This window comes from Rhizobium sp. LCM 4573, assembly GCF_001854865.1.
Lineage (GTDB): Bacteria > Pseudomonadota > Alphaproteobacteria > Rhizobiales > Rhizobiaceae > Neorhizobium.
Genome location: NZ_MDDW01000028.1, coordinates 473,969 through 499,959, shown reverse-complemented (window position 1 = coordinate 499,959; position 25,991 = coordinate 473,969). Strand labels below are relative to the sequence as shown.

29 protein-coding genes are annotated in these 25,991 nt (G+C 62.1%); 13 read left to right on the top strand and 16 right to left on the bottom strand.

The genetic code is table 11. The features are described 5' to 3' along the window. Positions 1-204: 204 nt before the first annotated feature. On the top strand, positions 205-1,257 hold the full coding sequence (locus LCM4573_RS24425) for a LacI family transcriptional regulator (protein ID WP_071009161.1): 1,053 nt from the start codon (positions 205-207) through the stop codon (positions 1,255-1,257). Between the two features lie 72 nt (positions 1,258-1,329). On the opposite strand, the gene rpsD is transcribed toward LCM4573_RS24425, so the two are convergent. Further along, positions 1,330-1,947: a 30S ribosomal protein S4 gene (gene rpsD / locus LCM4573_RS24420; RefSeq protein ID WP_071009159.1), complete on the bottom strand. Its 618-nt coding sequence runs from the start codon at positions 1,945-1,947 to the stop codon at positions 1,330-1,332. Between the two features lie 334 nt (positions 1,948-2,281). Here rpsD and LCM4573_RS24415 point away from each other — a divergent pair, with 334 nt between their 5' ends. Further along, entirely contained in the window at positions 2,282-3,256 is a 975-nt protein-coding gene (locus tag LCM4573_RS24415) for a TerC family protein (RefSeq protein WP_071009157.1), read from the top strand. A gap of 38 nt (positions 3,257-3,294) precedes the next feature. Here LCM4573_RS24415 and LCM4573_RS24410 read toward each other — a convergent pair whose 3' ends face one another. The 11 genes from LCM4573_RS24410 to LCM4573_RS24360 all read right to left on the bottom strand — a co-directional run bounded on the left by LCM4573_RS24410 (position 3,295) and on the right by LCM4573_RS24360 (position 12,706). Then, positions 3,295-4,818, bottom strand: coding sequence for an ATP-binding protein (locus LCM4573_RS24410; protein WP_071009155.1), 1,524 nt, complete (start codon positions 4,816-4,818; stop codon positions 3,295-3,297). 119 nt (positions 4,819-4,937) lie between these two features. After that, a complete protein-coding gene (locus LCM4573_RS24405) occupies positions 4,938-5,345 on the bottom strand; it encodes a VOC family protein (protein ID WP_071009152.1) in 408 nt (135 codons plus the stop codon). Positions 5,346-5,358: 13 nt separating this feature from the next. Next, entirely contained in the window at positions 5,359-5,991 is a 633-nt protein-coding gene (locus LCM4573_RS24400) for a LysE family translocator (protein WP_071009150.1), read from the bottom strand. 10 nt (positions 5,992-6,001) lie between these two features. Beyond that, positions 6,002-6,373, bottom strand: coding sequence for a GFA family protein (locus tag LCM4573_RS24395; protein WP_071009148.1), 372 nt, complete (start codon positions 6,371-6,373; stop codon positions 6,002-6,004). A gap of 24 nt (positions 6,374-6,397) precedes the next feature. Further along, a complete protein-coding gene (locus tag LCM4573_RS24390; RefSeq protein ID WP_071009146.1) occupies positions 6,398-7,033 on the bottom strand; it encodes a LysE family translocator in 636 nt (211 codons plus the stop codon). A gap of 133 nt (positions 7,034-7,166) precedes the next feature. Then, positions 7,167-7,652 (bottom strand): GNAT family N-acetyltransferase, encoded by a 486-nt coding sequence (locus LCM4573_RS24385; RefSeq protein ID WP_071009144.1) that lies wholly within the window; start codon positions 7,650-7,652, stop codon positions 7,167-7,169. 118 nt (positions 7,653-7,770) lie between these two features. Next, positions 7,771-8,037, bottom strand: coding sequence for a DUF1127 domain-containing protein (locus LCM4573_RS24380; RefSeq protein WP_071009142.1), 267 nt, complete (start codon positions 8,035-8,037; stop codon positions 7,771-7,773). A gap of 377 nt (positions 8,038-8,414) precedes the next feature. Further along, positions 8,415-9,218, bottom strand: coding sequence for a glutamate racemase (gene murI / locus LCM4573_RS24375; RefSeq protein WP_071009141.1), 804 nt, complete (start codon positions 9,216-9,218; stop codon positions 8,415-8,417). Next, the gene (locus LCM4573_RS24370; RefSeq protein WP_071009139.1) at positions 9,205-10,029 is read right to left on the bottom strand and encodes an RNA methyltransferase; all 825 of its coding nucleotides are present in this window, start codon (positions 10,027-10,029) and stop codon (positions 9,205-9,207) included. The genes murI and LCM4573_RS24370 overlap by 14 nt, the downstream gene beginning before the upstream one ends. A gap of 66 nt (positions 10,030-10,095) precedes the next feature. Then, complete coding sequence (locus tag LCM4573_RS24365) at positions 10,096-12,081, bottom strand: FUSC family protein (protein WP_071009137.1); 1,986 nt, start codon at positions 12,079-12,081, stop codon at positions 10,096-10,098. Positions 12,082-12,175: 94 nt separating this feature from the next. Then, a complete protein-coding gene (locus tag LCM4573_RS24360) occupies positions 12,176-12,706 on the bottom strand; it encodes a hypothetical protein (RefSeq protein ID WP_071009135.1) in 531 nt (176 codons plus the stop codon). A 243-nt stretch (positions 12,707-12,949) separates the two neighbouring features. Here LCM4573_RS24360 and LCM4573_RS24355 point away from each other — a divergent pair, with 243 nt between their 5' ends. The 6 genes from LCM4573_RS24355 (at position 12,950) to bmt (ending at position 18,890) form a co-directional block, all read left to right on the top strand. Next, positions 12,950-14,164, top strand: a complete 1,215-nt coding sequence (locus tag LCM4573_RS24355; protein WP_071009134.1) for an NADP-dependent isocitrate dehydrogenase — start codon at positions 12,950-12,952, stop codon at positions 14,162-14,164. Positions 14,165-14,232: 68 nt separating this feature from the next. After that, positions 14,233-14,679, top strand: a complete 447-nt coding sequence (locus LCM4573_RS24350) for a GNAT family N-acetyltransferase (RefSeq protein ID WP_071009132.1) — start codon at positions 14,233-14,235, stop codon at positions 14,677-14,679. 71 nt (positions 14,680-14,750) lie between these two features. After that, positions 14,751-15,380 carry a glutathione S-transferase family protein gene (locus tag LCM4573_RS24345; protein WP_071009231.1) on the top strand — a complete coding sequence of 210 codons (630 nt, stop codon included), beginning with the start codon at positions 14,751-14,753 and terminating at the stop codon, positions 15,378-15,380. A gap of 167 nt (positions 15,381-15,547) precedes the next feature. Next, positions 15,548-16,543, top strand: a complete 996-nt coding sequence (locus LCM4573_RS24340; protein ID WP_071009130.1) for a glycine betaine ABC transporter substrate-binding protein — start codon at positions 15,548-15,550, stop codon at positions 16,541-16,543. Positions 16,544-16,734: 191 nt separating this feature from the next. Further along, the gene (locus LCM4573_RS24335; RefSeq protein WP_071009128.1) at positions 16,735-17,832 is read left to right on the top strand and encodes a glycine betaine/L-proline ABC transporter ATP-binding protein; all 1,098 of its coding nucleotides are present in this window, start codon (positions 16,735-16,737) and stop codon (positions 17,830-17,832) included. A gap of 44 nt (positions 17,833-17,876) precedes the next feature. Then, positions 17,877-18,890, top strand: coding sequence for a betaine--homocysteine S-methyltransferase (gene bmt, locus LCM4573_RS24330; RefSeq protein ID WP_071009127.1), 1,014 nt, complete (start codon positions 17,877-17,879; stop codon positions 18,888-18,890). A 19-nt stretch (positions 18,891-18,909) separates the two neighbouring features. On the opposite strand, the gene LCM4573_RS24325 is transcribed toward bmt, so the two are convergent. Both LCM4573_RS24325 and LCM4573_RS24320 read right to left on the bottom strand, forming a co-directional pair. After that, positions 18,910-19,584: a 4Fe-4S dicluster domain-containing protein gene (locus LCM4573_RS24325; protein WP_071009125.1), complete on the bottom strand. Its 675-nt coding sequence runs from the start codon at positions 19,582-19,584 to the stop codon at positions 18,910-18,912. Positions 19,585-19,685: 101 nt separating this feature from the next. Further along, positions 19,686-21,257, bottom strand: coding sequence for a trimethylamine methyltransferase family protein (locus tag LCM4573_RS24320; protein WP_071009124.1), 1,572 nt, complete (start codon positions 21,255-21,257; stop codon positions 19,686-19,688). 242 nt (positions 21,258-21,499) lie between these two features. Here LCM4573_RS24320 and LCM4573_RS24315 point away from each other — a divergent pair, with 242 nt between their 5' ends. Further along, the gene (locus LCM4573_RS24315) at positions 21,500-22,198 is read left to right on the top strand and encodes a B12-binding domain-containing protein (RefSeq protein ID WP_071009122.1); all 699 of its coding nucleotides are present in this window, start codon (positions 21,500-21,502) and stop codon (positions 22,196-22,198) included. A gap of 85 nt (positions 22,199-22,283) precedes the next feature. Here the strand turns inward: LCM4573_RS24315 and LCM4573_RS24310 are convergent, their stop codons facing one another. Further along, on the bottom strand, positions 22,284-22,397 hold the full coding sequence (locus LCM4573_RS24310) for an entericidin (protein ID WP_244505409.1): 114 nt from the start codon (positions 22,395-22,397) through the stop codon (positions 22,284-22,286). Between the two features lie 101 nt (positions 22,398-22,498). Between LCM4573_RS24310 and LCM4573_RS24305 the strand changes: the two genes are divergently transcribed. Then, positions 22,499-23,098: a DUF1638 domain-containing protein gene (locus LCM4573_RS24305; RefSeq protein WP_407071765.1), complete on the top strand. Its 600-nt coding sequence runs from the start codon at positions 22,499-22,501 to the stop codon at positions 23,096-23,098. Positions 23,099-23,145: 47 nt separating this feature from the next. Here the strand turns inward: LCM4573_RS24305 and LCM4573_RS24300 are convergent, their stop codons facing one another. Then, the gene (locus tag LCM4573_RS24300) at positions 23,146-23,778 is read right to left on the bottom strand and encodes a LysE family translocator (RefSeq protein ID WP_071009116.1); all 633 of its coding nucleotides are present in this window, start codon (positions 23,776-23,778) and stop codon (positions 23,146-23,148) included. A gap of 239 nt (positions 23,779-24,017) precedes the next feature. Here LCM4573_RS24300 and LCM4573_RS24295 point away from each other — a divergent pair, with 239 nt between their 5' ends. The 3 genes from LCM4573_RS24295 to LCM4573_RS24285 are packed head-to-tail and all read left to right on the top strand — an operon-like array spanning position 24,018 to position 25,982. Beyond that, positions 24,018-24,320 carry a virulence factor gene (locus LCM4573_RS24295; RefSeq protein WP_071009114.1) on the top strand — a complete coding sequence of 101 codons (303 nt, stop codon included), beginning with the start codon at positions 24,018-24,020 and terminating at the stop codon, positions 24,318-24,320. After that, positions 24,313-24,894 carry a methylenetetrahydrofolate reductase C-terminal domain-containing protein gene (locus LCM4573_RS24290; RefSeq protein ID WP_071009112.1) on the top strand — a complete coding sequence of 194 codons (582 nt, stop codon included), beginning with the start codon at positions 24,313-24,315 and terminating at the stop codon, positions 24,892-24,894. The genes LCM4573_RS24295 and LCM4573_RS24290 overlap by 8 nt, the downstream gene beginning before the upstream one ends. Next, entirely contained in the window at positions 24,891-25,982 is a 1,092-nt protein-coding gene (locus LCM4573_RS24285; RefSeq protein ID WP_071009110.1) for a methylenetetrahydrofolate reductase, read from the top strand. Before LCM4573_RS24290 ends, LCM4573_RS24285 begins: the two co-directional genes overlap by 4 nt. The last annotated feature ends 9 nt before the right edge of the window (positions 25,983-25,991 follow it).

The following is a 25,991-nucleotide window of genomic DNA, read 5'->3' as shown; positions in this document are numbered from 1 at the left end:
CGCAGACGCAAAAAAATGATCTCGCGGCTGCGTTGTACAACCTCCGGGACGGGTGTTCCTGAAACCCTTCGAAATACCGCTCGACATTTTCCCTGTATCGTTTCAGTTTATTGCGTAAATCGAAGGATTTGGGAGGGAGCCCGGACGTTTCCAGGCAGCCGAAAGCTCGGTATAGTGAATGCCTGAATCGGGCGGCGACAGCATATGGATGACAGCGGAAGACGACGGACAGAGGGAGCGCAGGCGGCACTTCACGAACGTCCGACCTTGAAGACAATCGCCTTCATGACGGGGCTCGGCATCACCACCGTTTCGCGGGCGCTGAAGGATGCGCCGGATATCGGCGCCGAGACGAAGGAGCGGGTGCGGCTCGTCGCCAACCAGCTCGGCTATCAGCCCAACCGAGCGGGCGTGAGGCTCAGGACTGGCAAGACGAACGTCATCGCCCTGGTGCTGAGCTTCGAAGAGGAGCTGATGGGCTTCACCAGCCAGATGGTGCGCGGCATTTCCGAGGTGCTGGTCGGCACGCAATATCACCTGGTGGTGACGCCGCATTCCTTCCAGAAGGATCCCATGGTGCCGGTGCGCTATATTCTCGATACGGGATCGGCGGACGGCGTCATCATCTCGCGCATCGCGCCCGACGACCCGCGGGTGCGGCTGATGACGGAGCGGAACCTGCCTTTCGTCACGCACGGACGGACCGATATGGGCATCGTGCACCCCTATCACGACCACGACAACGAGGCCTTCGCCTATCAGGCCGTGCAAAAGCTCGTGAAAAAGGGGCGCAAGCGGATCGCCTTCCTGCCGCYGCCCAACCGCCTCTCCTTCTATTTTCACAGCCGGGCAGGCTTCGAAAGGGGGCTTGCCGATTTCGGCGCGACCGAGGTGCCGATGGGGCGAGTCAATATCGAGCTGCCGCTCGAGGAAATTCGCGCCCATGGCGAGGCGATGATGCGCTCCGCCGATCCGCCCGAAGGCATCATTTCCATCAGCGGCTCCTCGACCATCGCGCTCGTGGCCGGCATCGAAGCCGCGGGAGCAAGGCTCGGGGTCGATGTCGACATGGTGTCGAAACAATCGGCGGAATTCCTGAACTGGATCCGGCCGGAAATCTACACCGTCAACGAGGATGTTCGACAGGCGGGGCGCGAGCTCGCCAAGGCTCTTTTGGCGCGCATCGACGGCGTGGAGCCGCAGCTTCTGCAAAGCATCAGCCCGCCCTCCTGGTCTTCGATGGCGCCGAAGGACTGAACGGAGACATGCGATGCGGATACAAAAATGGCCCCTCCCGGGGCCATTTTTTCATTATGAATCAGATCGCTATCAGCGCGAGTAGAATTCGACGACCAGATGCGGCTCCATGACGACCGCGTAGGGCACGTCGGAGAGCGAGGGAACGCGAACATAGGTCGCGACCATCTTGTTGTGATCGACTTCGATGTAGTCCGGAACGTCACGCTCGGCGAGCTGGACGGATTCCAGAACGGAAACAAGCTGCTTGGACTTCTGGCGAACTTCGATGACGTCGCCCGGCTTGCAGCGGTAGGAACCGATGTTGACGCGAACGCCATTCACGGTCACGTGGCCGTGGTTGATGAACTGGCGCGATGCGAAGACGGTCGGAACGAACTTGGCGCGGTACACGATCGCGTCGAGACGCGATTCCAGGAGGCCGATCAGGTTCTCCGAGGTGTCACCCTTGCGGCGGTTGGCTTCGTCGTAGGTGGCGCGGAACTGCTTCTCGCGGATATCGCCGTAATAGCCCTTCAGCTTCTGCTTGGCGCGGAGCTGCACGCCGAAGTCGGAGAGCTTGCCCTTGCGGCGCTGGCCGTGCTGGCCCGGGCCGTATTCGCGGCGGTTGACCGGGGACTTCGGACGGCCCCAGATGTTTTCGCCCATACGGCGGTCAATTTTGTACTTGGACGATTCGCGCTTGCTCATCGCATTTCCTTCTCAAACGGTTACACCGGCTTGTTGCCAAACCGGATCAAGGAAACACGCCCTCCTCTGAACCCCGTTTTAGAGGCTCTGACAGGTTTCTCACGAAAGCGATCGGAGAGAACCACGGGACATGTCAAATGAAACACCGGGCGTTTCCACCCGGCGTTGGCGGGGTCTTTAGGCCGGCCGCATAAAAATGTCAACCGGGCTCTTGAACGGGCCGGCTGGAACAACGAAATAGCCGAGGTGGGATCCGGGCCCCTCTGGCGTATTCCGGACATGCGTGATGTCGGATTCCCCTATAAAGCCAACCTCGTCCGGATAAGGTTGACTGATGGACCTCCTCCATTTGGATCTTCTTGGCACGCCCGCATGGATGTGGGCGCTCTTCCTCTCGCTCGTCCTCGGACTTCTCATTCTCGATCTTGGCGTCCTTCATAAAGAATCGAAGGAAATCGGCGTCAAGGAAAGCATGTGGATGTCCGCTTTCTATATCGCAATCGGACTGGCCTTCGGCGGCTGGATCTGGTTCCAGTCCGGCCAGCAGCCGGCGGTCGAATATCTCACCGGCTTCGTCGTTGAGAAAAGCCTGGCGATGGACAATATCTTCATCATCGCCATGATCTTCTCCTATTTCGCCATTCCCAGGCAGTATCAGCACCGCGTGCTGCTCTATGGCATTCTCGGCGTGATCGTGCTGCGCGGCATCATGATCGCCGGCGGCGCGGCGATCGTCGAAAACTTCCACTGGGTTCTCTACCTGTTCGCCGCCTTCCTGCTCTTCACCGGCATCAAGATGCTGATCTCTTCCGACCACAGCGAGGAGGATATCGGCAACAATGCGGTGCTGAAGTTCCTGCGCAGGCGACTGCCGGTGACCCAGGGCCTGCGCGGCGAAAGCTTCTTCGTACGTGAGACGGACAAGACAGGCAGGCTGAAAACCTTCGTGACGCCGCTCTTCCTGGCGCTCATCATGGTGGAGCTCGCGGACCTCGTCTTCGCGGTCGACTCGATCCCGGCGATCTTCGCGATCACCACGGACCCGTTCCTGGTCTACACCTCGAACATCTTCGCGATCCTCGGCCTGCGGGCGCTCTATTTCGCTCTCGCGGCCCTGATGCACCGCTTCGCCTATCTGAAATATTCGCTGGCGGCCGTGCTGATCTTCGTCGGCTCGAAAATCTTCGTCGCCGACATGCTGGGCATCGCGAAGATCCCGCCCTCCATTTCGCTGGGCGTTACCGTCTCGATCCTGGCGGCCGGCATTCTCGGCTCGCTCTGGGCGACACGTAAGGAAAAAACCGCCTGATTCAAACCGGCTCTTCCGCCCGTAACCGGGCGGGAGAGCTATTCGGCGACCGCCCTCGCCTCACCCTCATCCGGCGCATCGGCGCTGCCGGGCGCGGTCTCGGCCTGCAGATCGGGGAAAGCGACGATGCGCTTGCCGGAAAAATCCGCGTGCACCACGATCAGGCCCTGCTCCTCGAAATAACCGAGAAGACGACGCGCGCGGCGCGCGGAATGGGTGCCGTAAGCACGGGCGATGCGGGCATCCGACGGGCATTCCTCGCCGCCGATCGCGGCCTTCGCCATCATCAGGAATACGCCCTGCAGATCGTCCGAAACGCCAGCCGACAAGGAAAGCGCTGTCTGCCAAGCCTCGCCCGCGGCCGTTTCGGCATCCACGCCCGAGCGGGCGACCGCCACGCGGCGGCGGAATTCAGAGAGCGACAGCGGCGGACCGGCCAAGCGCCGCATGCGGGCGCGCACGAGGAAATCCTGATAGAGAACGGAATCCGTGCGATAGGCCGATTGCGGATCATCGAGAATTTCCGAGAGCACGGCCGACAGGCGCTCCTCCCGCTCTTCCGGCGAGAGCTCCGGCTGCGGAGCGCGCGCCTCCTGTGGAGCGGTGGATGCTGCCGCCGGCGTCGAGCGCGAAAGCTCCGCGAGAATATCGGTCGTCGGGCGAGGCGCTGGCGTCTGCCGGCGTACTGCCGTGATCGGGCGGGCGAACTCCTCCGGATCGGGCGTGAAGATCAGGTCCTCGACGTCCTGCGGAGCGTCCGGCAGCGGCATCAGCTTCGGGCTCGAGGAGCGCGCCGAGGTCTCGACCGAGCCGATGACGATCGGCAGCGGACGGCGCGAGAGCGCGGGGCCGAGGGCTACGAAATTGCCGCGCTTCAGGTCGCGGAACATTTCCGCCTGGCGCCGGTCCATGCCGAGAAGATCGGCGGCGCGCGCCATGTCGATATCCAGGAAGGTGCGGCCCATGAGAAAGTTCGAGGCTTCCGCCGCGACGTTCTTGGCGAGCTTGGCCAGACGCTGCGTGGCGATGACGCCCGCCAGCCCGCGCTTTCGGCCACGGCACATGAGGTTGGTCATCGCGCCGAGCGACATTTTTCTGGCGTCTTCGGAAACGTCGCCGCCAACGGAGGGCGCGAACATCTGCGCTTCATCGACCACGACCAGGACCGGATACCAGTAATCGCGATCGGCATCGAACATACCGTTCAGGAACGCTGCGGCAGCGCGCATCTGCTCTTCGAGGTCGAGGCCCTCGAGAGTGAGGACGCAGGAGACGCGGTTCTTGCGGATGCGATTGGCAATGCCTGCAAGTTCCGCCTCCGTGCGCTCGCCATCGACGACCACATGGCCGTACTTATCCGACAGCGTGACGAAATCGCCTTCCGGATCGATCACCACCTGCTGYACCCATGGAGCCGACTGCTCCAGAAGGCGACGAAGCAGGTGCGATTTTCCGGAGCCGGAATTGCCCTGGACGAGCAGGCGCGTCGCCAGAAGCTCCTCGATATCGAGCTTGGCCGGAGCACCCCCGGTCACAGTTCCCATATCGATGCCGACCTGCAATGCACTTCCCTCGTAAGCTTGTCTCTTCGCGGTGACTTACCTGACCCGCGACTCTGCTGCCATAACAGAGATCGGGATTCGTTTCGCCGGGCAAGAGCGAAAATGCACAGGCTTTGGAGCTACTCGAAATTGAGCTGCCAGGAGACGCCGAAGCGATCATTCAGCCAGCAGAATTTCTGACTGAATCCGTAATTGCCGATCGGCATCAGAAACGCCCCGCCCTCTCCCAGGACCACGGCCAACCGCTCGAGCTCCGCTTCCGTTGCGCATTCCACGAAGAAGGAAAAGGAGGGTGTGAATTCAAAGGCGTGCTTGACTGGACTGTCGATGCAATCCACCTTTTGGCCGGCAAGCTCGAAGGTGGCGCGAAACACGCTGCCCTCGGTCCCCATCTCTCCCGCTCCGTAGCGCTTGATATCGACGATCCGGCTTTCCGGTAGAACGGATGTATAAAAGGCGATCGCCTCCTCGCAGGTATTGCCCTGGAACATCAGGAACGGCCGCACGGATTTGACGGGGTTAGGCATGGTATCCTCTCCTTTAGTTGGCGGCCTTCCGGTAAAGCGCCAGAGACCCTGCGAGCGCCAGAAGCGCACCGCCACAGAGCCGATCGAGCCAAAGCGCGCCGTTCCGTTTCAACAGATGCACCGCTCTCGACCCGAGCATCGCATAGGCGAGCATGACCATGAAATCGATGAGCGCGAAAACAATGGCGAGGATCGCATATTGCGGAAATTGCGGCTGCCCGGCGACGATGAACTGCGGCAGGAAGGCGGAGAAGAAAAGATAGCCCTTGGGATTGGTGACGGCGACCAGAAAGCTTTTGAGGAAGATCGATTTCGGTGAGGCCGAAAGCTTCGGCATCCCCTCGCCCGCGATGTCGAGCGAGCCCTTGGAGCGGAGCAGCATCAGGCCGAGGAAGGCGAGATAGCCGGCGCCGGTCCATTTGACGACCGAGAACCAGAACTCGGATGCCGCCAGCAGGGCACCGAGGCCGAGCGCCACCGCGCCGATCAGCACGAAATCGGAGGCCATGGCGCCGGCCATGCCCGGAAGCGCGCGGCGAACGCCGTAACGGGAGCCGTTGGTGAGCGCCAGAAGCACGGTCGGCCCCGGCGTGGCGATGCCGATGAAGGATACGATGACGAATGCCAGCAGCGTCAATTCGGCCATCGCCTGCCCCCTACCAGAGATGCCGGCCGTCGATGACCGTGTGCGGCCATTCCTCCGCATCGAAATCATCGAGCAGCCGGGCATTCACGCCGATCCGGCGCGTCTTGCCGTCCCAGCTGCCGTCCATCTGGAAATCTGGGCTGTCGCTATAGGTGCCGCAGCCGCAGGTTCCGCAGAAGTGATGCGCCACCAGCTTGGAATTCCAGCGATAGACCCGGTCGCTCGCGGGATCGGCCGTCACCCTCACCTGTTTCGGCTCATAATAGGCATAGAGCGTGCCGCGCCTGGAGCAGAAGGTGCAGGTGCAGCGGGTGAGCGCCTGCGGCAATTCTCCATCGATCTCGAAAACGGTATCGCCGCAATGGCATCGGCCTGTCAGCATCGGTTCCTCCTCCCGAACAGAACTTTACGCGGCAGCCCTCTTGAAGCCGAGCGACAGGAGGCCCGCGCCGATCATCAGCGAGCCGCCGGTGCGGTTGACGATCCTCTGGACCCTCGGCTGCCGGATGGTGTTGCGCGCCATGGCGGCAAGCAGGCCGTAGAGCGCGGCGTTCAGTGTCGCCAGCACCAGGAAGGTCACTTCGAAGACCGCCATCTGGAAGAAGAGCGGCTTCGAGAGATCGAGGAATTGCGGCAGGAAGGCAACGAAGAAGACGATGCTTTTCGGATTGAGCGCGGTCACCGCATAGGTGTGCAGGAAGATGCGGACCGGCTTCGCAGACGGCGCCTCTTCCTCGATCACTTCCTGACGCTCGGAGACCGGGGCACGCCAGAGTTTGAAACCGAGATAGATGAGATAGGCGGCACCCACCCATTTCAGCACGGTAAACAGGGTGGCCGACGTCGCCAGCAGCGCGCCGAGGCCGAGCATCGAGGCCGTCATCGCCGTAAAATCGCCGAGCGCGACGCCGGCAACGGTCGCGGTCGCCACCTTGCGGCCATGGCTCAGCGCATAGGAGATGACGAGCAGGATCGTCGGGCCAGGAATGGCGAGCAATACCGCGGATGCGGCGACGAAGGCGAGCCAGTGTTCAAGCGACATGGGGAAACTTCTCCAACAGACGGAGCGAGCAAGCCACCGAATTAGCCGCTTGGCAAGAGGGCCGGAAAATTAAGCCGCTTCGTCGTTCAAGGGACGAACGGGTGGCTGTTCTCGCGCTCTCGCCTGCGCCAAATCATAGTTCGTCTGAAGCCTCGCTGAGTGCCGCAAGACCTGCTCCATCGAATTGGTAGAAAACTTTCGGCAATTCCACGGCTCCAAGTCTGCTATAGAATTTTTGCGCGCCGTTGTTGACTTGCTCAGTGGTGAACTGAAGGCGCGAACCGCCTCTGGCCAGCACCACCCTGGCTGCCTCGCGCATCAACAACTCGCCAATCCCCTGGCCTCGCGCGATCTCGGCTACATAGAGTTCTTTGAGATACCACATGGTCTCCATACGCGCACTGGGGAACATTCGGAACAGTGCGGCAAAACCGAGTGCTTGGCCGTCCACGGCCACAAGGATGACGCCGTCAACATCGTTCAGTGCCGCCGACAATTTGGTTCTAGCCGTCGCTTCATTAACGGCGTTCTCGCCATCGTAGTGGCGCTCCATATCGAGAAACACCGGGAGCAGCAGATCAATGTCTGCCGGCGAGACTTCCCTTACTTCGATAGCCATCGATCCCCCCTTAGTCTGAACCCTGTCTATACCTCGTGATAAAATCCTGATCACCAGAAGTGAAGATTTCAATGTTAACGTTTCCAGGCCCCAACGGTTACCGCCGGGGCCTGAAAGCTCAGCTCAATTCACGGCGCGCCCAGGAAACCATGACCACTCCAAAGGGAAGCGATCCGTAACCTTCCCCTGGCGCATCCTCGCTCTCCGGAAGACCGATATCGCGGCGCATCCAGTTCGACAGGTGAGATACCTGGTTTTCCGCCTGGCGGCGCCGCCAGACGGCGAGGATCAACGCCCAAACGGTCCTCCAGGCGCCGAATTTCCGGTAAAGTTCATCGACTGTTGCCGCAAGGGTGCCGGCAACCACTACTTGTGATTCACGCATGAGTTTCCGTCCCGGCGCCGTGCAGACGGCCAGGTCCTCTCGAAAGTTCGAAAGACGTGCGAGAGCAGACACAACGGTGCGAACAATCGCTGGGTCAGCTGGTCACGTCAGATTAAATGGAAAGTGCCAAACGGCGGAAAAACCTTGGCTTAGAAGCCTCGGGAGCCAATATTATATGGCATATAGCTGCGATGAATCGTCATCACGGCAGCGGTTCCGCCGAAGAGGCATGCAAGCGCGAGAATGGACATTTCACACCCCTCCTTATTTGAATTGCGGGCAAGGACTCATTTACACCAGATCCGCCGGCCGGCAAAGACCACAATTGCGAATTGCAAACATCGCGGGTAATTCGTTGCAATAAAGCAACACCACCTTTACGCTCCCGCAATTCGCAGACCGAAGCCCTGCATCAGACGCCGCGTCGAGAAATCCGGCTTGCCGGAGGTGAAGACGGCGAAGTCGAAATCGTCGGGGTGTTCCGCACCATCGACCAGCGGCACCTTGCGGCGGGCCTGTCGGGCGATCGCCTCGGCGGGGTCCAGCCAATCGACCGGCCATGGAGCGAGCCTTCGGAAGACATTGGCGACGAAGGGATAGTGGGTGCAGGCCAGCACGACGATATCCGTCCGCTTTCCGTCCATCTCCACGAAACAGGGGGCGATTTCGGCCATCACCTCCTCATCGGCGATCGCTTCGCCGCGGATATAGGCTTCGGCCATGCGGGCCAGGTTCTGTGAGCCGACCAGCCGCACATGGCATTGCGTCGCGAAGGACTGGATGAGGTCGCGCGTATAGGCACGTTTCACGGTGCCGGGAGTGGCGAGGACGGATACGAGGCCGGAGCGGGTGCGCTCGGCAGCGGGCTTGATGGCCGGCACCGTGCCCACGAAGGTCATGTGCGGGAAAGCGGCCCGCAGATCCGCGCCCGCCAGGGTGAAGGCCGTGTTGCAGGCGATCACGCAGATTTCGGGATCGTGGTCATCGAGCAGCTTTTCGAAGAGCGAAAGGATCCGCTCCTTGAGCGCCGGTTCCTCCCAGCCCCCATAGGGAAAGCCGGCATCGTCGGCAATGTAGATGAAGCCGCGCTCGGGCATCAGCACGCGCGCCTCACGCAATACGGTCAGCCCGCCGATGCCGGAATCGAACATCAGGACGGGCTTCGTCTCACTCTTCGTCATTCCCCTTGGTCTCCCCCCGCTCGCCCGCGTTCGAACCCTGCTTAGGCCGCTGCCGCGGAAAACGATCGAGCGAATTGATCACGCCCCGGAAGACGCTGATCTCCTGCTCGGAAAAGCCCCGCCGTGACAGCACGGCGCGCAGGTTGTCCACCATTTTCGGCTTTTTTTCAGCAGGGTGGAAATAACCGCGCGCATCGAGCGCCTCTTCGAGGTGTTCGAAGAGGCCGAACACCTGTTCCTTGGTGGAAGGACGCTGCTCGACCGCCTGGAAAGGCGTGCGGCCGAGATCGTCCATGCCGGACTTCATCCACTCATAGGACATCAGCAGCACCGCCTGGGCGATGTTGAGAGAGGCGAATGCCGGGTTCACCGGGAAAGTGACGATCTCATCGGCCAGCGCGACTTCCTCGTTGGTGAGGCCCCAGCGCTCGCGGCCGAACAGAATGCCGGTCTTTTCCCCYGCCCCGAATTTCGCCCGCAGCGTCTCGGCGGCAACCACGGGAGAGCGCACCGGCTTGAACCCGTAGCGTTCCCGTGCCGTGGTGGCATAGACGAAGTTCAGGTCGCGGATCGCATCCTCCAGCGTCTCGAATACCTGCGTGCCATCGATCACATGGTCCGCTTTCGAAGCCGCCGAGCGCGCCTTCTCGTTCGGCCAGCCGTCGCGCGGGTTGACCAGGCGCAGTTCCGCCAATCCGAAATTCGCCATGGCGCGGGCCACCATGCCGATGTTCTCGCCGAGCTGCGGCTCGACCAGAATGATCGCCGGTCCTTCCGCTATGAGTTCGCGCTCGCTATTCGTGCCTGACATTGCCGTTTCCATTCATAGAATTCTGCGCCCGCAATACCGGCGCGCGGCGCAATCGGCAAGCGCCGGTCAATCCGGATAGAGGCGACCGAGCATGGTGCCGATCATTTCCACGCCCACCCGCGATCCATGCTTGAAGATCGGCAGATGGCGGCCGGCGGCGCGTCCGGCCTTGCGCTTTACCAGAAAGCATTCGGAGCCGCGCGCCGCAATGGCGTCGATGTCGCTCAACGTCGCTTCGAGCGCGGTCAGCACCTCGCCTTCCGGCCTCTTCGCGGCCGCGACTGCATTGCGGGCGAAGATGCGCGCCCAGTAGGTCGCGCCGAGGAAGACCGCCAGTGTCTGGCGCACCCTGCCCGGCCGTGTCACCACTGACCAGGAGCTTCCGAGCGGGCGGGCTGCCGCCGTCACCTCGCGATAGGCGACATCGAGGCGATGGGAAAGCTCGATCAGTTCGTAGCGTCCCTTGCCATCCCGCACCGCTACGAGAAGCTCGCGAAGCCCGCCGAACCAGCGCTCCAGCGCCAGATCGAGCGTGGAGCGCGTCGGGGCGGGAAGAACCAGAAAGGCGGCGGCCGTTCCGGCGAGCGCGCCGATCAGCGTTTCCTCGATGCGCAGCAGCAGGAGATCGAGCGTGAGCTGGCCGATCAGGCCATAGATCAGGCAAAGCACGATGGAGATGAAGAAGGTCATCGCCGCATAGGAAACCTGCAGATAGTAGAAACCGAGAAAGATGCAGACGGCCGCGAGGGGCACGCTGATCGCCGGATGACCGGTCAGCAGGGTAGCGAGCAGAAGCCCGCTTCCGATGCCGAGCAGCGTGCCGACGGAGCGCTGCACGGCGCGCATCGCCGCATCCCCGCGAGACTTGGTGTTGGTGAAGATGAGGAAGGCGGTCAGCACGGCCCAGAACCAGCGGTCGCGGGAAAGCATCAGGCCGAAGACCATGGCGATGGCGGAGGCAACGGTGATCTGCACCGCGGCACGCATCACCGGGTTCTTCAGCGAGAAGTCGGGCCTCGCTGGGGCCGGTTCCGCATCGTCGTTCTTTATCGAGCGAAACTGATCGCCACGGGCATCATCGATCACCGAGGCAAGTACGGCGCGTGCATCCCGCAGCCAGAGAAGTGCGCGGGCGCTTTCAGCGATGCGCTCGTCCCCGTTCACTGCCGGACTTGCGGCGATTTTCTCGGCCATGTCGCGCTCGCCTTCGATAAGCGCGTGCACGAGTGCGAAGGGCGGCGGGGCCTCCAGCGACAGCACGATGGCGCTTTCGGCGGCGAGATGCGTGTCGAAAATCTTCATGGCGAGCGCGGCAACGGGTTCCTCGGCCGAAGAGATGGCTTCATCCGTTGGCCGAGGCAGAAAACCCTCCGCCATCAGCACCACGTCCTTCAGCCGCTCCTCGAGCTGCCGTAACTCGTGACGATCCGCCTCGCTCGCGGAACCGGCACCGGACAGCACCGCAAGGCGCATCAGGATATCGTCCACCCGCACCTGGATGGCCATCAGCGACCGCAGGAGGTCTCGGCGCCAGTCATCCGGAAAGAGATAGGTGCGCACGCTATGGCCCACCACGAGCGCAAGCACCGGGCCGATGGCGGCGATCGGCAAGTCGGCAAGCGCCGGCTTGAGAAATGCCCCCATGAAATAGGAGGTGAAGGCGAACATGCCGATCGCGAAGCCACGCGGACCATAGACGCGCCCGACGGTCGCCGCGAGGATCACGAACAGGAACACGATGTCGGAAACGTAGCGATGCGGCTCCAGCAGGGTCGCCACCGTGACACAGGCAAGGCTCACGACGGTGCCATAAAAGCGTGTCGCGAGCTGGGCCGACGCCTGCCTGTCCCGCACCGCCACGCCGCCCTCGATCGACAGGATGATGGCAAGCCCGAAGGCGATCGGCGGCAGGGAAAGGCCGGCAACATGGATGGCGGCCAGGCACAGGATCGAGCCGACGACCGTAAGGGTCACGCGCGCGCCCATTCGGAAGCGCGAGAGCGCCGGATCGTTGGCAAGCAGCCAGTCGCGGAAGACAGCGGCGAGCTTCATGGGCCATCCTTTGCCGGCGGCAGGTGCCAGCCGTCCTGGGCGACCATCATAATAACCGGCATAACCGGCGCGAAAACTTCAAAACCCCGCCGTCTCATTCGCCCTTGGCGAGCAGGCGCATCTCATCCATCACGGAATCGCGCTCGCCCTCCGCCACATGATGAATATCGGCGATCACGGGCCGCCCGTCTTCCGTAACGATGTCGAAATGCACCTCGTTGACGCTGTCCCTGATCTCCGGCTCCTCGATGCAGCTCCAGGCCTTGAAGGTCACTTTCACATCAGTAATGGAGCCCTGGCGCGTAGGCGCTCCGATCTGYACTTCGGAAAGCGGACAGCCATCCTGCGACGCGGTTATGACATCGTAGCCGAAGGGATCGCCGGGCGCGCCGTTTTCCGTATCATAGGCCGGCTTCTTGGACGCCTCGGCATAGRCTTCCCGAAATTCCTTGCTGAACAGGCGGGAGAGCGGGTCGGCATCGAAGATGAACTTCCACTCGCTATCGACGGTATCCCAGTTCTCCTCGGTGATCTTCATCACCTCCTTCACCGGGTCGGTGGCCTCGGCGGCGAGGGCGAAATTGGCTGTCAGCGCCAGAAGCGCGGCGAGCGGGATGGTCCGCATGGCATGTATCCGAAAGTTTGCGTGTGGGATGCGCGCGAGATTAACCGGGCTGCCGCGTTTGGCAAGCGCAATACAGACCTGTCATCCCCGCATGGCAAAATGCAAACTTGAGGCTTGACCCGCAAAACTGCCCTCAGCCCCGCGCATTGGCTTTGCGTTCCGCCCCGGCGATGCTATAGCGCAAGCCCATTGGTGTCCACCTACGGGATTTCGCGATCCCTCCGCACGTTCAAGAGGAATTCCATGCAAAAGATCAAGGTAGCAAACCCGGTCGTCGATCTCGACGGCGACGAGATGACCCGCATCATCTGGCAGCTCATCAAGGACAAGCTGATCCTGCCCTATCTCGATCTCGACATCGAATATTACGATCTCTCCGTCGAGAACCGCGACGCCACCGACGACCAGGTGACCGTCGATGCGGCGAACGCCATCAAGAAGCACGGCGTCGGCATCAAGTGCGCGACCATCACCCCGGATGAAGCCCGCGTCGAGGAATTCAAGCTCAAGAAGATGTGGAAGAGCCCGAACGGCACGATCCGCAACATTCTCGGCGGCGTCATCTTCCGCGAGCCGATCATCATGAAGAACGTTCCGCGCCTGGTGCCGGGCTGGACGAAGCCGATCATCGTCGGCCGCCACGCCTTCGGCGACCAGTACCGCGCCACCGATTTCAAGTTCCCCGGCAAGGGCAAGCTGACGATCAAGTTCGTCGGCGAAGACGGCCAGACGATCGAGCATGACGTTTTCGACGCACCGTCGGCGGGCGTTGCCATGGCGATGTATAACCTCGACGATTCCATTCGCGACTTCGCCCGCGCTTCGTTCAACTACGCCCTTCAGCGCGGCGTTCCGTGCTATCTCTCGACCAAGAACACGATCCTCAAGGCCTATGACGGCCGCTTCAAGGACATCTTCCAGGAAATCTACGACGCCGAATTCAAGGCTCAGTACGAAGAGAAGAAGATCTGGTACGAGCATCGCCTGATCGACGACATGGTCGCTGCCGCGCTCAAGTGGTCCGGCGGCTATGTCTGGGCCTGCAAGAACTATGACGGCGACGTGCAGTCCGACATCGTGGCACAGGGCTTCGGCTCGCTCGGTCTAATGACCTCGGTCCTGATGACGCCGGACGGCAAGACCGTGGAGGCGGAAGCCGCCCACGGCACCGTGACCCGCCATTACCGCCAGCACCAGAAGGGCCAGGAAACCTCGACCAACTCGATCGCCTCGATCTTCGCCTGGACCCGTGGCCTGGCGCATCGCGCCAAGCTGGACGACAATGCGGAACTCGCCAAGTTCGCCTCGACGCTGGAAAAGGTCTGCATCGATACCGTCGAATCCGGCCATATGACCAAGGACCTGGCGCTGCTGATCGGCCCCGACCAGCCATGGCTCTCCACCACCGCCTTCCTCGACAAGATCGACGAGAACCTCAAGAAGGCAATGGCTGCCTAAGCCGCGCTTTTCCGATAAGTTCAAACGGCGGGAAGAAATTCCCGCCGTTTTCATTTCGGGAGCCTGCAATGACCAACACCGTCCGTCCGCTCGAACCTTCCGATCGCGCAGAATGGGAACCGCTCTGGCGGGCCTATCTGCGTTTCTACGAAACCGAGCTGCCGCGAGAGCAATACGACCTTACCTGGGAGCGCCTCCACGATCCGGCCGAGCCCATGCACGCCTTCGGCGCCTTCGACGACGACGGCAAGATGATCGGCATCGTGCACGCGATCTTCCACCGCTCATGCTGGCTGCCGGAATGGACCTGCTATTTGCAGGACCTTTACGTGGAAAACACCGGCCGCGGAAAAGGCGCCGGCGAGGCACTGATCGAGGCGGTCGCCGAACTCGCGCGCGAAAAAGGCGCCGGCCGGCTCTACTGGCTGACGCATGAAAGCAATGCCACCGCGCGGAGACTCTACGATCGCGTCGCCCAGAATTCCGGCTTCATACAGTACCGGAAACCACTTTGATCCACCCCTGTCCGGCTTGATTCCGACAAATGGAGAATATAGAACATAAAGAGAACATACAGGAGATGGCCATGACCGATGAACTCGTGCTTTACACCAACCCGATGTCGCGAGGCCGCATCGCCCGCTGGATGCTGGAGGAAGTGGGCGTGCCCTACCGCGCCGAAATCCTCCATTTCGGAACCACGATGAAGGACGACGCCTACAAGGCGGTCAACCCGATGGGCAAGGTGCCGGCTATCGTGCACGACGGCAAGGTGGTGACGGAGTGTGCGGCGATCTGCGCCTATCTGGCCGACGCCTTTCCCGAAGCGGGCCTCGCCCCGCCACCCGCCGAACGCGCGGATTACTACCGCTGGCTCTTCTTCGGCGCCGGTCCGGTCGAGGCCTCCGTCAGCAACAAGGCGCTCGGTTTCGAAGTGGCCCCCGATCGCGAACGGATGATCGGCTATGGCAGCTTCGCCCATGTGATGGACACGCTGGAAAAGGCGGTGCAGGCGAACCCCTACATCGCCGGGGACAAATTTACGGCAGCCGACGTCTATGTCGGAGCGCAGATCGGCTGGGGGATGCAGTTCGGCACCATGGAAAAGCGTCCGGCCTTCCAGCAGTATTTCGCACGCGTGGCCAACCGGAAAGCCGCAATCCGCGCCAACGAAAAGGACGATGCGGCCATGGCGGAGATGCAGCACGTGGGCTGAGCGGCGCCGGATCGCAAAACCCCGGACACGTCGCAGCGCCTCCATGACCGGGAGGCGCCGCGGACCGCATTCCATGGATAAAAAATTACCAGAATCGGGACGTATTCAGTTGCGGTCTGCACGATAAGCGCGTCACAATGACCATGTGCGAACCAGGAGTCCTGATCATGAAAAGCCTGCTCGGCGTCGCGGTGATCGCCGCGGGATTCGGTCTTTCCGCAGGTTCCGCCTCGGCGGAATGCGGTGACATATCCGTTGCCGAGATGAACTGGGGTTCGGCAGCCATCGCCGCCAACGTGGACAAGATCATCCTCGAGGCAGGCTACGGCTGCAAGGTTACACTCGTTCCGGGCGATACGGTGCCCACGTTCGAGACGATGCTGGCGGATGGCTCCCCCGACATGGCGCCGGAATTCTGGGTGAATGCGGTGCGCGGGCGGCTGGATGCCGCCACCGCCGAGAACAAACTGGCGCTCGGCGCCGAAATCCTGGCGGACGGCGCGATCGAGGGCTGGTGGATACCGAAGTTCATCTTCGACGCGCATCCGAAGATCCGTACCGTCGAGGATGCGCTGGCTGCGCCGCAGCTCTTCCCATCGCCTATAAATTCGCAGCGTGGCGCGGTCCGCAACTGTCCGCGCGATTGGGCCTGCAATGCCACGACCGCCAATCTTTTCCGGGCGCTCGACGCAAACGGCAAGGGTTTCGACCTGACGGAGAGCAGCTCGCCTGAGGAACTGGATGCCTCGATCGTCAAGGCTTTCGAGACCAAGACGGGTTGGCTCGGCTATTACTGGGCGCCGACGGCGGTCCTCGGCAAATACGAAATGGTGAAGCTTTCCTTCGGCGTTGCCTTCGACAAGGCGGAGTGGGATGCCTGCACGGCGGTGGAAAATTGTCCCAACCCCCGGGTCAATTCCTATCCGACCTCGCGGGCATTCACCCTGCTTTCGAGGGATTTCGGCAAGCTTGCCGATGTCGCAACGGACTATGTCCGGACGCGCAAGTGGTCGAACGAGACGGTGAGCGCGCTTCTCGCCTGGCAGCAGGCGAACAAGGCGAGCAATGCCGAGACCGCCCGGCATTTCCTGGAAACGGAAGAAAAGATTTGGTCCGAATGGGTGGTTCCCGCCGTGGCCGACAAGATAAAGGCAGCGCTCTGATCGCCTGAGGCGTCGCAAATCGCACAATGGACGGACGCATGATGTAGTATGGGAACATGATGGCACGGGAATACCCGGCCGCTCTTACGCCGGACGGCGTAAGCTGCAAACATAAGGGAACAGGATGGTAAGACGCACAAAGCCAGGACGGTCCGGCCCACGCGGCCCGGTAAAGTCGCGGGAGGCTGTCGATGGCTAGTCACGGCATCGAGATCAAGGGACTGTACAAGATTTTCGGACCGCGTGGCCGAGAATGCGTCGAGCTCGTCGAGCGCGGCATGAGCAAGCGCGAACTCAACGAAGAGCACGGCCATGTGCTCGGCCTCAAGAACATCAACATCTCGATGCCGGCGGGCGGCATCACCGTGGTGATGGGGCTTTCCGGCTCGGGCAAATCGACGCTGATCCGACATATCAACCGGCTGATCGAGCCGACGGCCGGCGAAGTCATCTACGACGGCACCGACATCTGTCACATGAGCGAGAAGGACCTGCGCGAATTCCGCCGCCGGAAAACGGCGATGGTCTTTCAGAAATTCGCCCTGCTGCCGCACCGGACCGTCATCGAGAATACCATCTACGGCCTGGACATCCAGGGTGTTCCGCGCAGCGAGAGCATGCGCAAAGGGCAATACTGGATCGAGCGCGTAGGGCTGGCAGGCTTCGACAATCACTATCCGAACCAGCTTTCCGGCGGCATGCAGCAGCGCGTTGGTCTGGCGCGCGCGCTGACCAACGATGCCGACATCCTGCTGATGGACGAAGCCTATTCGGCGCTCGATCCGCTGATCCGCGTCGATATGCAGAGCGTGCTTCTGGATCTCCAGGCGGAACTCAAGAAAACGGTCGTGTTCATCACCCACGATCTCGACGAGGCATTGCGGCTTGGCGACAAGATCGCGATCCTGCGCGACGGGCAGGTGATCCAGCAGGGCAGCGGCCAGGATATCGTGCTTTCGCCCGCCGACGACTATATCACCGCCTTCGTGAAGGAAGTGAACCGCGGCCGCGTGATCCAGGCGAAAACCGTGATGCGCCCGCTCGACGGTCCGGCGGAAGGCATGAGGCTCGGTGCCGGCACGACGCTGGAAGCCGCCGCAAAACAGATGACGGAGGCCAATCATTCCAAGGCGATCGTCGTCGATGACGCGGGTGGTCCCCTCGGCATGCTCGATCTCCAGACGGTGATCGCGGCCATGGTAACACCGATGGGGCACGCGGAGCCCGGCAAGCCGACGGCAGAAACCGACGCCGGTCGACCTGCCCCATCCCTCATTGCGAACATATAAAGATATCTTTATATAACCGGCAGAACAGCCCACAGGAGCAGGCCATGACCGCTGCCAATCCATTGACCGAACTTCTGGCCGAAAAAGGCGTGCTTCTCGCCGATGGCGCGACCGGCACCAATCTCTTCGCCATGGGGCTCGAAGCCGGCGATGCGCCGGAACTGTGGAACGAGAGCCAGCCGGAAAAGATCGACAGGCTCCATCAAGGTTTCGTGGATGCCGGGGCCGACATCATCCTCACCAATTCCTTCGGCGGCACGCGTCACCGGCTGAAACTGCATAAGGCCGAAGACCGGGTTTTCGCGCTCAACAAGCGCGCCGCCGAGATCGCCCGCGCGGTTGCCGACCGCGCGCCGCGCAAGGTGATCGTCGCAGGCTCGGTGGGTCCGACCGGCGAGCTGCTGATACCGCTCGGCGCCCTTTCCTATGAGGACGCGGTTGCGGCCTTCGCCGAGCAGATCGAAGGGCTGAAGGCAGGCGGCGCCGATGTCGCCTGGATCGAGACCATGTCCTCGCCCGACGAGATCCGTGCGGCAGCAGAGGCGGCGAGCCGGGTCGGCCTGCCCTACACCTATACGGGTTCGTTCGACACGGCCGGCAAGACGATGATGGGCCTCGACCCCAAGGATATTCATGGTGTTGCCGGCGATATCGGCGACGGTCCGGTCGCGGTCGGGGCCAATTGCGGCGTCGGAGCCTCCGATATCCTCTCGAGCCTTCTCGACATGACGGTCGCCGATCCGGAGGCGATCACCATCGTCAAGGGCAATTGCGGCATTCCGGAATATCGCGGCGCCGAGATCCATTATTCGGGCACGCCGCCGCTTATGGCCGAATATGCGAGGCTTGCCCACAACGCCGGCGCCAAGATCATCGGCGGCTGCTGCGGCACCTCCTTCGAGCACCTCGCCGCCATGCGCGCCGCGCTCGACGGACATACGCCCGGCCCGCGCCCGACGATCGAGGAAGTGGTCGACAGGATCGGCCCGCTGCGCAACAAGATGGCCAGCGAATCGGGCGGCGATCCCTCGCGCGAAAGACGCCGCCGCCGCGCCTGAGCGGCACGGGAGCCTGCCGCTAAATCAAAGCATCCATGTGAAACCGAAGCTGTTCGGGCGGATAGCGGAAATCCGCGCCGACCGGACAGGCGTTGCGGGCGGCGCAGCCGGTGACCATGCAGCTCGCCCTGCCCGCCTCGCTTTTCAGGTATCCGCGACAGGCAGCGACATCGAAGCGATCGGTCGTGATCGCGTTCACCGGACAGTGCGCGATACAGGGCTTGTCGGGACAGGCATCGCAGGCGTGACCGACATGCTCATGCCCGGCTTCGATCTCGAAGGGAAAGCCGAGTGCCCCGCGATAGCCGTGCCAGAGGCCATAGCGTGGATGAATAAGGATGCCGAGCGGCGACGGGCGCAGGCCCTCCGCCTTCATCGCCCATTGCTGGAACGGCTGCCATGGCGGGTCGGAAGGAAAGAAGGCGGTGGCGCCCAGCCTTTCGGCAAGCGGGCGGATAGCCGCCTTCGAGAAGGTATCGAGTGGATCGGGGCCATCATAGCCTTCGCGCCAGCGGGAAAATGCCGGCCAGAGCGAGCTGCCGATATTGCCGAGCAGAACCACGGAGCGGGCGACCCCGCCATCGGCAAGCCGAGGCCCCTCGCCCGGTGCGAATGCCGCAACGCCGCGCAGATGGATGCCGGAGGAACGCAGCGCCCCGGCGATCTCCGCCAGAATGGCAGAAGGGCCGCTCATCGCGGCCCCTCGTATTTGTAATGCGGGCGCCAAACCTCTTCCTGAATGAAGTCGGCAACCTGCCTGGCGCCGCCTTGCTCCCTGGCGGCCTCGGGACCTCTTCAGGTGAACGCGTCGGGCATCGAATCCTTGCGCGCCTTGATATAGGCGTTGAGCGCCTCATCGATCGCCGGATCGAGCGGCGGTGCTTCATAGGCATCGAGCCAGGAGCGGCAAAGGGCATTGGCACGCTCCTCGATCCGCTTCTCGCCTTCGATCTCCCACTGTTCGAAAGAATTGTTGTCGGCGAGCGGCGAACGGTAGAAGGCTGTCTGGAAATGCGTCTGGGTATGGGTGCAGCCGAGATAATGGCTGCCCGGTCCGACTTCGCGGATCGCATCCATCGCCTGCCCTTCCTCGGAAAGATCGACGCCTGCGGCCATCTTCTGCATCATGCCGAGCTGATCCTGATCGATCATGAACTTCTCGTAGGAGGAGACGAGCCCGCCTTCCAGCCAGCCCGCAGCATGCAGCACGAAATTGGTGCCGGCAAGCAGCGTGGTGTTCAGCGTGTTGGCGGATTCGTGCGCGGCCTGGGCATCCGGAACCTTGGAACCGCAGAGCGAACCGCCGGTACGGAACGGCAGGCCGAGGCGGCGGGCGAGCTGCGCGGCGCCATAGGAGACCAGCGAAGGCTCCGGCGTGCCGAAGGTCGGAGCGCCCGACTGCATCGAGATCGAAGCGGCAAACGTGCCGAACAGCACCGGCGAGCCCTTGCGGATGAGCTGCGTGAAGGAGGCGCCAGCAAGCACTTCTGCGAGGATCTGCGTCAGCGTGCCGGCGACGGTGACCGGGCTCATCGCTCCCGACAGGATGAAGGGCGAGACCACCGAAGCCTGGTTATGCCGCGCATAAACCTTCAGCGCGCCCAGCATGGTCTCGTCGAAGACCATCGGCGAATTGGCGTTGATGAGGTTGAGCGTGACGCAATTGTTCTCGACGAACTCGTCTCCGAACACGATCTTCGCCATGGCGATCGTGTCCTCGGCGCGCTCAGGTGCCGTCACCGATCCCATGAAGGGTTTGTCGGAATATTTGATATGGCTGTAGACCATATCGAGGTGACGCTTGTTGACCGGAACATCCACCGGCTCGCAGACGGTGCCGCCGGATGAGTGCATGGACGGCGCCATATAGGCGAGTTTCACGAAGTTGCGGAAATCCTCGATGGTGGCATAGCGGCGCTTGCCGTCCAGGTCGCGCACGAAGGGCGGGCCGTAGACGGGGGCGAATACCGTGGCATTGCCGCCGATATGGACGTTGCGTTCAGGATTGCGCGCATGCCAGGTGAATTCCTTCGGCGCGGTCTTGAGCAGTTCGCGGCAAAGCCCCTTCGGGAAATGGACGCGCTGGCCCTTCACGTCGGCACCAGCCTTGGCCCAAAGCTCGAGGGCTTCGACATCGTCGCGGAACTCGATGCCTATTTCCTCAAGCACCGTATCGGCGTTGCGTTCGATAAGCGCCAGACCCTCTTCGTCCAGCACCTCGTATACGGCGATCTTGCGAGTGATATAGGGCAGCGAAGGACCGGGACCGCTTCCCGCCCGCGCCGCGCGGCGGCCCGCCGCGCCCCGCTCGCCGCGACCGCGTCTTCCGCCGCCTGCCGAATCCGTCTGCTGGTTCAAATCGTCCATGATGCTCCTCGCCTTCACGCCACCGGCGCATGCCGTTCTGATGCGCCATGCTAGGCGCAAGTGCAAGCCGAGCCCTGCCTTTCTGCGTCAAAGGCTTGCACAGGACAGACATTTCTCCGCTGCCGCCCGTCGCGTTTCCGACGCGCCGCTGTCGCATACGAAAGAAATTACGAAACAATTTGAGGATACACATATTGTGGAAGGGCTGATTTGCGCGGCTTCTCGAACCTAGGGAAACACCCATGTCCGACGACGAAATCATTCTGGCGGAACTTTCCGACGAGGAACTCGTGCAGCAAATGCACGACGATCTTTATGACGGGCTGAAGGAAGAGATCGAGGAAGCGACTCAAATCCTGCTCGACCGCGGCTGGACGCCCTACGATATCCTCACGCAGGCACTGGTCGAGGGCATGCGGATCGTCGGCATCGACTTCCGCGACGGCATACTTTTCGTGCCGGAGGTGCTGCTTTCGGCCAATGCGATGAAGGCCGGCATGACGATCCTGCGTCCGCTGCTTGCCGAAACCGGCGCGCCGAAGCTCGGCAAGATGGTGATCGGCACCGTCAAGGGCGATATCCACGACATCGGCAAGAACCTCGTCGGCATGATGATGGAAGGCGCCGGCTTCGACGTGATCGACCTCGGAATCAACAATCCGGTGGAGAACTACCTGGAGGCCATCGAGCGCGAGAAGCCGGATATCCTCGGCATGTCGGCGCTTCTGACCACGACCATGCCCTATATGAAGGTCGTCATCGACACGATGAAGGAAAAGGGTATCCGCGACGATTATATCGTGCTGGTGGGCGGCGCGCCGCTCAACGAGGAGTTCGGCAAGGCCGTGGGCGCCGACGCCTATTGCCGCGATGCYGCGGTTGCGGTGGAAACGGCGAAGGACTTCATTCGCCGCAAGCACAACAGTCTCGCCGCCGGCTGAAAAGGCGGGACCTGCATAGAGCATGCAAGAATAGCCGGTCGCGTTAGGTTCGACCGGCCTTGCTTCTCACCGAGGGCGAGGCTTTTTACCGCGCAGCGCGATCGACGCGGCGGCCGGCATCCTGGGTAGCATCGACGGCATTGGCCGTGTCCTGCCCCATGCCGCGAATCGTGTTGCCGCAAGAGCTGAGCGAAAGCATGGTGGCGAAAAGAGCGGCGATCACGGTGACTGTCTTGACCGTCATGTTAGAATACTCCGATGGATTTGGACCAAGTTGTGCCGGAAAATGAATTTCCGGCTATGGAACGTTCAACGAGCAAAAAAGTTCACGTGATCGCGTGTGGCGCGATCGCGCGTGAAATTCTGGCCGTCTGCCGCCAGAATGGGCTCCACCATATCGATCTCAATTGCCTGCCGGCCATCTGGCATGCTTATCCACAGAAGATCGTGCCGGGGCTGGAAAAGGCCGTAGCGGAAGCGCGGGCAAAGGGCTTTCAAAAAATCTTCTTCGCCTATGCGGATTGCGGCACCGGCGGCGCTATCGACCGGCTCTGCGAGCGCGAAGGCATCGCCCGCATCGAGGGGCCCCACTGCTATTCCTTCTTCGCCGGCAACGAGGCTTTCGCCGCAAAGGCCGACGACGACCTGCTCTCCTTCTTCCTGACGGATTTCCTTGCCCGCCAGTTCGAGGCCTTCGTCATCGAACCGCTCGGCCTCGACCGGCATCCGGAGCTGAAGGAGATGTATTTCGGCAATTACCGCAAGCTCGTCTATCTCAGCCAGGAAGAGGACGAGGCCCTGCAGGAAAAAGCGCGCGCGGCCGCCGACTATCTGGGCCTGGAATACGAATACCGTTTCACCGGATACGGCGATCTCTCACCGGCGCTGCGCGCCATCTAGGTTCTGGAGAGCCGCCGATCGGCGAACCGCCGCGACGGCTGACCGTCCTAGCGATGAGCCTCGGTTGCCATCCTCACCGCCAGACCCGCCAGCACGGTACCCATGATCCAGCGTTGAACGGCAGCAAATGCGGGACGATGGATGAGGAAAAGCGCCACATAGCTGGCGGAAACAATGATGACCAGGTTCACGCAGGCGCTGATCGCAATCTGCGTCGTTCCCAGCACGAGGGCCTGCGCCAGAACGCTTCCATTTGCGGGATCGATGAACTGCGGCAGCAGCGAAAGATACATGACCGCGATCTTCGGATTGAACAGGTTGGTGAGAAAACCCATCAGGAAAAGCTTGCGCGGGCTGTCCTGCGGAAGATCCCTGACCTGAAAGGGAGACCGGCCGCCCGGCCGAACCGCTTGCCAGGCCAACCAGAACAGGTAGACCGCTCCCGCAATGCGGATGGCATCGTAGGCGTAGGGTATCGCCAACAAAAGCGCGGTGATGCCGAAGGCGGCACACAGCATATAGAACACAAAACCGAGCGCCACGCCTCCGAGCGAGATCAACCCGGCGGCCCTACCCTGGCAGATGCTGCGAGAGACCAGGTAAACCATGTTCGGTCCCGGTGTCAGGACCATCCCCAGTGCGATCAATGCGAACGCGAGCAGGCTGCTTGTATCAGGCATCGAACGATCCAAAGAATATGGGAGGGCTTTCGACTCTCGCTTCCAGAGGCATCTCAACTATATTTGAATAGTTTCAAACGACAAGGCATCAACGGCCGCCTAACACCGGCCTGGCGCGCAGATGGCGTCGTGACAACGCTGTGCCGGTTGCGCTGTCGCTTTTCGCCTCATGCGACGTCGTGGCAAGCGCAGTCCCGCGCCCCGCGCAAGTGCATGCTCGGCTCAACACGGAGGAATTCATGGCCGATCGCATCGTCGTCTACTGGCGGGATATTCCGGCACAGGTCATCGTCAAAAAGGGTCGGCAGACGGCCAAGCGGGAGCTTTCGTTACGCTTCACCGAGGCGATCGACATGTGCGCGATGCGCACCGGCGCCTCCGAGACCGACGACTATCTGGCCGAATGGCGCAAAGCCGATCCGATACCCGTTTCCGACGATCTCGAAGCCGAAGCGGACAAGGCCGCGGCAGAACTCGAGGCCGCCTATGACAAGGAACGGCTGGTGGCGCTGGTGAAGGCCGGAGGCCGCGAGAATGGCTGAAGGCAAACCCGCGATCGGCAACGCCCAGGCGGCGAAGAAGGCCGCGAGCGGGGCCTATACGCCCGCCGATGTCTCGCCGAACCGGCGCGTGCAGCGGCGCTATTCGATCCGTCTCTGGTCGGTCAGGCACTCCCGTTTCCTCGAATGGTTCTACAACCGCTTCGCCGAGGCCTTCCTGTTGTTGCACCCGCTTTGGAAGGCAATCGGCTACAATCGGGTCGAAGCCCCCGTTACTTTCGTCGAAAAGCGCGTGAAGGGCGTTCTCTTCGACTGTCGCATGTGCGGCCAGTGCATATTGTCCTCGACCGGCATGTCCTGCCCGATGAACTGCCCCAAGCAATTGCGCAACGGCCCCTGCGGCGGCGTGCGCGCCAACGGAAACTGCGAGGTGGAGCCGGATATGCCCTGCGTATGGGTCAAGGCCTGGGAGGGTTCGCGCAACATGGCAGGCGGCGATGCGATCCTGAACGTCCAGAAGCCGGTGAACCAGTCGCTGCGCGAAACCTCCTCCTGGCTGCGCGTGACGGCGGAAGCGGCCGCCCGCCGGCAGGCGGCGAAGGAAATGCAGCCATGAGCCCGGACATCAACCCGCACGATCCCGGTGCCCCTCTCGATCCCCTGCCCGGCCATTCCTCCCGCGGCCGGCTGGAACGCGTGCTGCGGCGGGGCGAATTCGCGGTGACCGCCGAGCTCAACCCGCCCGACAGCGCCGATCCGCAGGACGTCTATGAGCGCGCTGCGATCTTCGACGGATGGGTGGACGGGATCAACGCGGTCGATGCCTCCGGCGCCAACTGCCATATGTCCTCGGTCGGCATCTGCGCACTTCTGACCCGCATGGGCTATGCGCCGATCATGCAGATCGCCTRCCGCGACAAGAACCGCATCGCCATACAGGGCGACGTGCTCGGCGCCTCGGCCATGGGCGTGCAGAACATCATGTGCCTGACGGGCGACGGCGTCCAGGCCGGAGACCAGCCGGGCGCCAAGCCCGTTTTCGACCTCGATTGCATGTCACTGCTTTCCACCGTCCGCACCATGCGCGACGAGGCGAAATTCCTCTCCGGACGCAAGCTCACCACGCCGCCCCACGTCTTCCTGGGCGCGGCGATCAATCCCTTTGCGCCACCTTATGATTTCCGGCCTTTCCGGCTCGGCAAGAAGATCGAGGCGGGCGCGCAGTTCGTGCAGAGCCAGTATTGCTTCGACGTGCCGATGTTCCGCGAATATATGAAGAAAGTGCGCGATCTCGGCTTCCATGAAAAATGCTTCATCCTGGTCGGCGTCGGGCCGCTCGCCTCAGCCAAGACCGCGCGGTGGATACGCTCCAACGTGCCGGGGATTCATATCCCCGATTCGGTCATCGCGCGGCTCGAAGGCGCTCAGGACCAGAAAAAGGAAGGCAAGCAGCTCTGCATCGACATCATCAACGAGGTGAAGGAGATAGAAGGCGTCTCCGGCATCCATGTGATGGCCTACCGCCAGGAGGAATATGTCGCCGAGATCGTTCACGAATCGGGCGTGCTGAAGGGCCGCAAGCCCTGGAAGCGCGAAGCGAACCCGACGGACGCACTCGTCGCCGAACGGCTCGAGCAGTTGCGCGAAGGCCGGGAGGAAAACCAGGAGCAGCTTGCGGATATCGCCGCGCATAAACCCCATTGAGACAGAATC

What these genes read in the sequence shown, in the direction of transcription:
- LCM4573_RS24365 (WP_071009137.1), bottom strand. Translation starts at nt 12,081, where the DNA reads ATGAAGCTCGCCGCTGTCTTCCGCGACTGGCTGCTTGCCAACGATCCG.
- LCM4573_RS24310 (WP_244505409.1), bottom strand. Translation starts at nt 22,397, where the DNA reads ATGCTTTCGCTCAGCTCTTGCGGCAACACGATTCGCGGCATGGGGCAG.
- LCM4573_RS24400 (WP_071009150.1), bottom strand. Translation starts at nt 5,991, where the DNA reads ATGGCCGAATTGACGCTGCTGGCATTCGTCATCGTATCCTTCATCGGC.
- LCM4573_RS24355 (WP_071009134.1), top strand. Translation starts at nt 12,950, where the DNA reads ATGCAAAAGATCAAGGTAGCAAACCCGGTCGTCGATCTCGACGGCGAC.
- LCM4573_RS24415 (WP_071009157.1), top strand. Translation starts at nt 2,282, where the DNA reads ATGGACCTCCTCCATTTGGATCTTCTTGGCACGCCCGCATGGATGTGG.
- LCM4573_RS24405 (WP_071009152.1), bottom strand. Translation starts at nt 5,345, where the DNA reads ATGCCTAACCCCGTCAAATCCGTGCGGCCGTTCCTGATGTTCCAGGGC.
- rpsD (WP_071009159.1), bottom strand. Translation starts at nt 1,947, where the DNA reads ATGAGCAAGCGCGAATCGTCCAAGTACAAAATTGACCGCCGTATGGGC.
- LCM4573_RS24390 (WP_071009146.1), bottom strand. Translation starts at nt 7,033, where the DNA reads ATGTCGCTTGAACACTGGCTCGCCTTCGTCGCCGCATCCGCGGTATTG.
- LCM4573_RS24385 (WP_071009144.1), bottom strand. Translation starts at nt 7,652, where the DNA reads ATGGCTATCGAAGTAAGGGAAGTCTCGCCGGCAGACATTGATCTGCTG.
- LCM4573_RS24335 (WP_071009128.1), top strand. Translation starts at nt 16,735, where the DNA reads ATGGCTAGTCACGGCATCGAGATCAAGGGACTGTACAAGATTTTCGGA.
- LCM4573_RS24295 (WP_071009114.1), top strand. Translation starts at nt 24,018, where the DNA reads ATGGCCGATCGCATCGTCGTCTACTGGCGGGATATTCCGGCACAGGTC.
- bmt (WP_071009127.1), top strand. Translation starts at nt 17,877, where the DNA reads ATGACCGCTGCCAATCCATTGACCGAACTTCTGGCCGAAAAAGGCGTG.
- LCM4573_RS24320 (WP_071009124.1), bottom strand. Translation starts at nt 21,257, where the DNA reads ATGGACGATTTGAACCAGCAGACGGATTCGGCAGGCGGCGGAAGACGC.
- LCM4573_RS24350 (WP_071009132.1), top strand. Translation starts at nt 14,233, where the DNA reads ATGACCAACACCGTCCGTCCGCTCGAACCTTCCGATCGCGCAGAATGG.
- LCM4573_RS24325 (WP_071009125.1), bottom strand. Translation starts at nt 19,584, where the DNA reads ATGAGCGGCCCTTCTGCCATTCTGGCGGAGATCGCCGGGGCGCTGCGT.
- LCM4573_RS24340 (WP_071009130.1), top strand. Translation starts at nt 15,548, where the DNA reads ATGAAAAGCCTGCTCGGCGTCGCGGTGATCGCCGCGGGATTCGGTCTT.
- LCM4573_RS24300 (WP_071009116.1), bottom strand. Translation starts at nt 23,778, where the DNA reads ATGCCTGATACAAGCAGCCTGCTCGCGTTCGCATTGATCGCACTGGGG.
- LCM4573_RS24395 (WP_071009148.1), bottom strand. Translation starts at nt 6,373, where the DNA reads ATGCTGACAGGCCGATGCCATTGCGGCGATACCGTTTTCGAGATCGAT.
- LCM4573_RS24305 (WP_407071765.1), top strand. Translation starts at nt 22,499, where the DNA reads ATGGAACGTTCAACGAGCAAAAAAGTTCACGTGATCGCGTGTGGCGCG.
- LCM4573_RS24380 (WP_071009142.1), bottom strand. Translation starts at nt 8,037, where the DNA reads ATGCGTGAATCACAAGTAGTGGTTGCCGGCACCCTTGCGGCAACAGTC.
- LCM4573_RS24345 (WP_071009231.1), top strand. Translation starts at nt 14,751, where the DNA reads ATGACCGATGAACTCGTGCTTTACACCAACCCGATGTCGCGAGGCCGC.
- murI (WP_071009141.1), bottom strand. Translation starts at nt 9,218, where the DNA reads ATGACGAAGAGTGAGACGAAGCCCGTCCTGATGTTCGATTCCGGCATC.
- LCM4573_RS24290 (WP_071009112.1), top strand. Translation starts at nt 24,313, where the DNA reads ATGGCTGAAGGCAAACCCGCGATCGGCAACGCCCAGGCGGCGAAGAAG.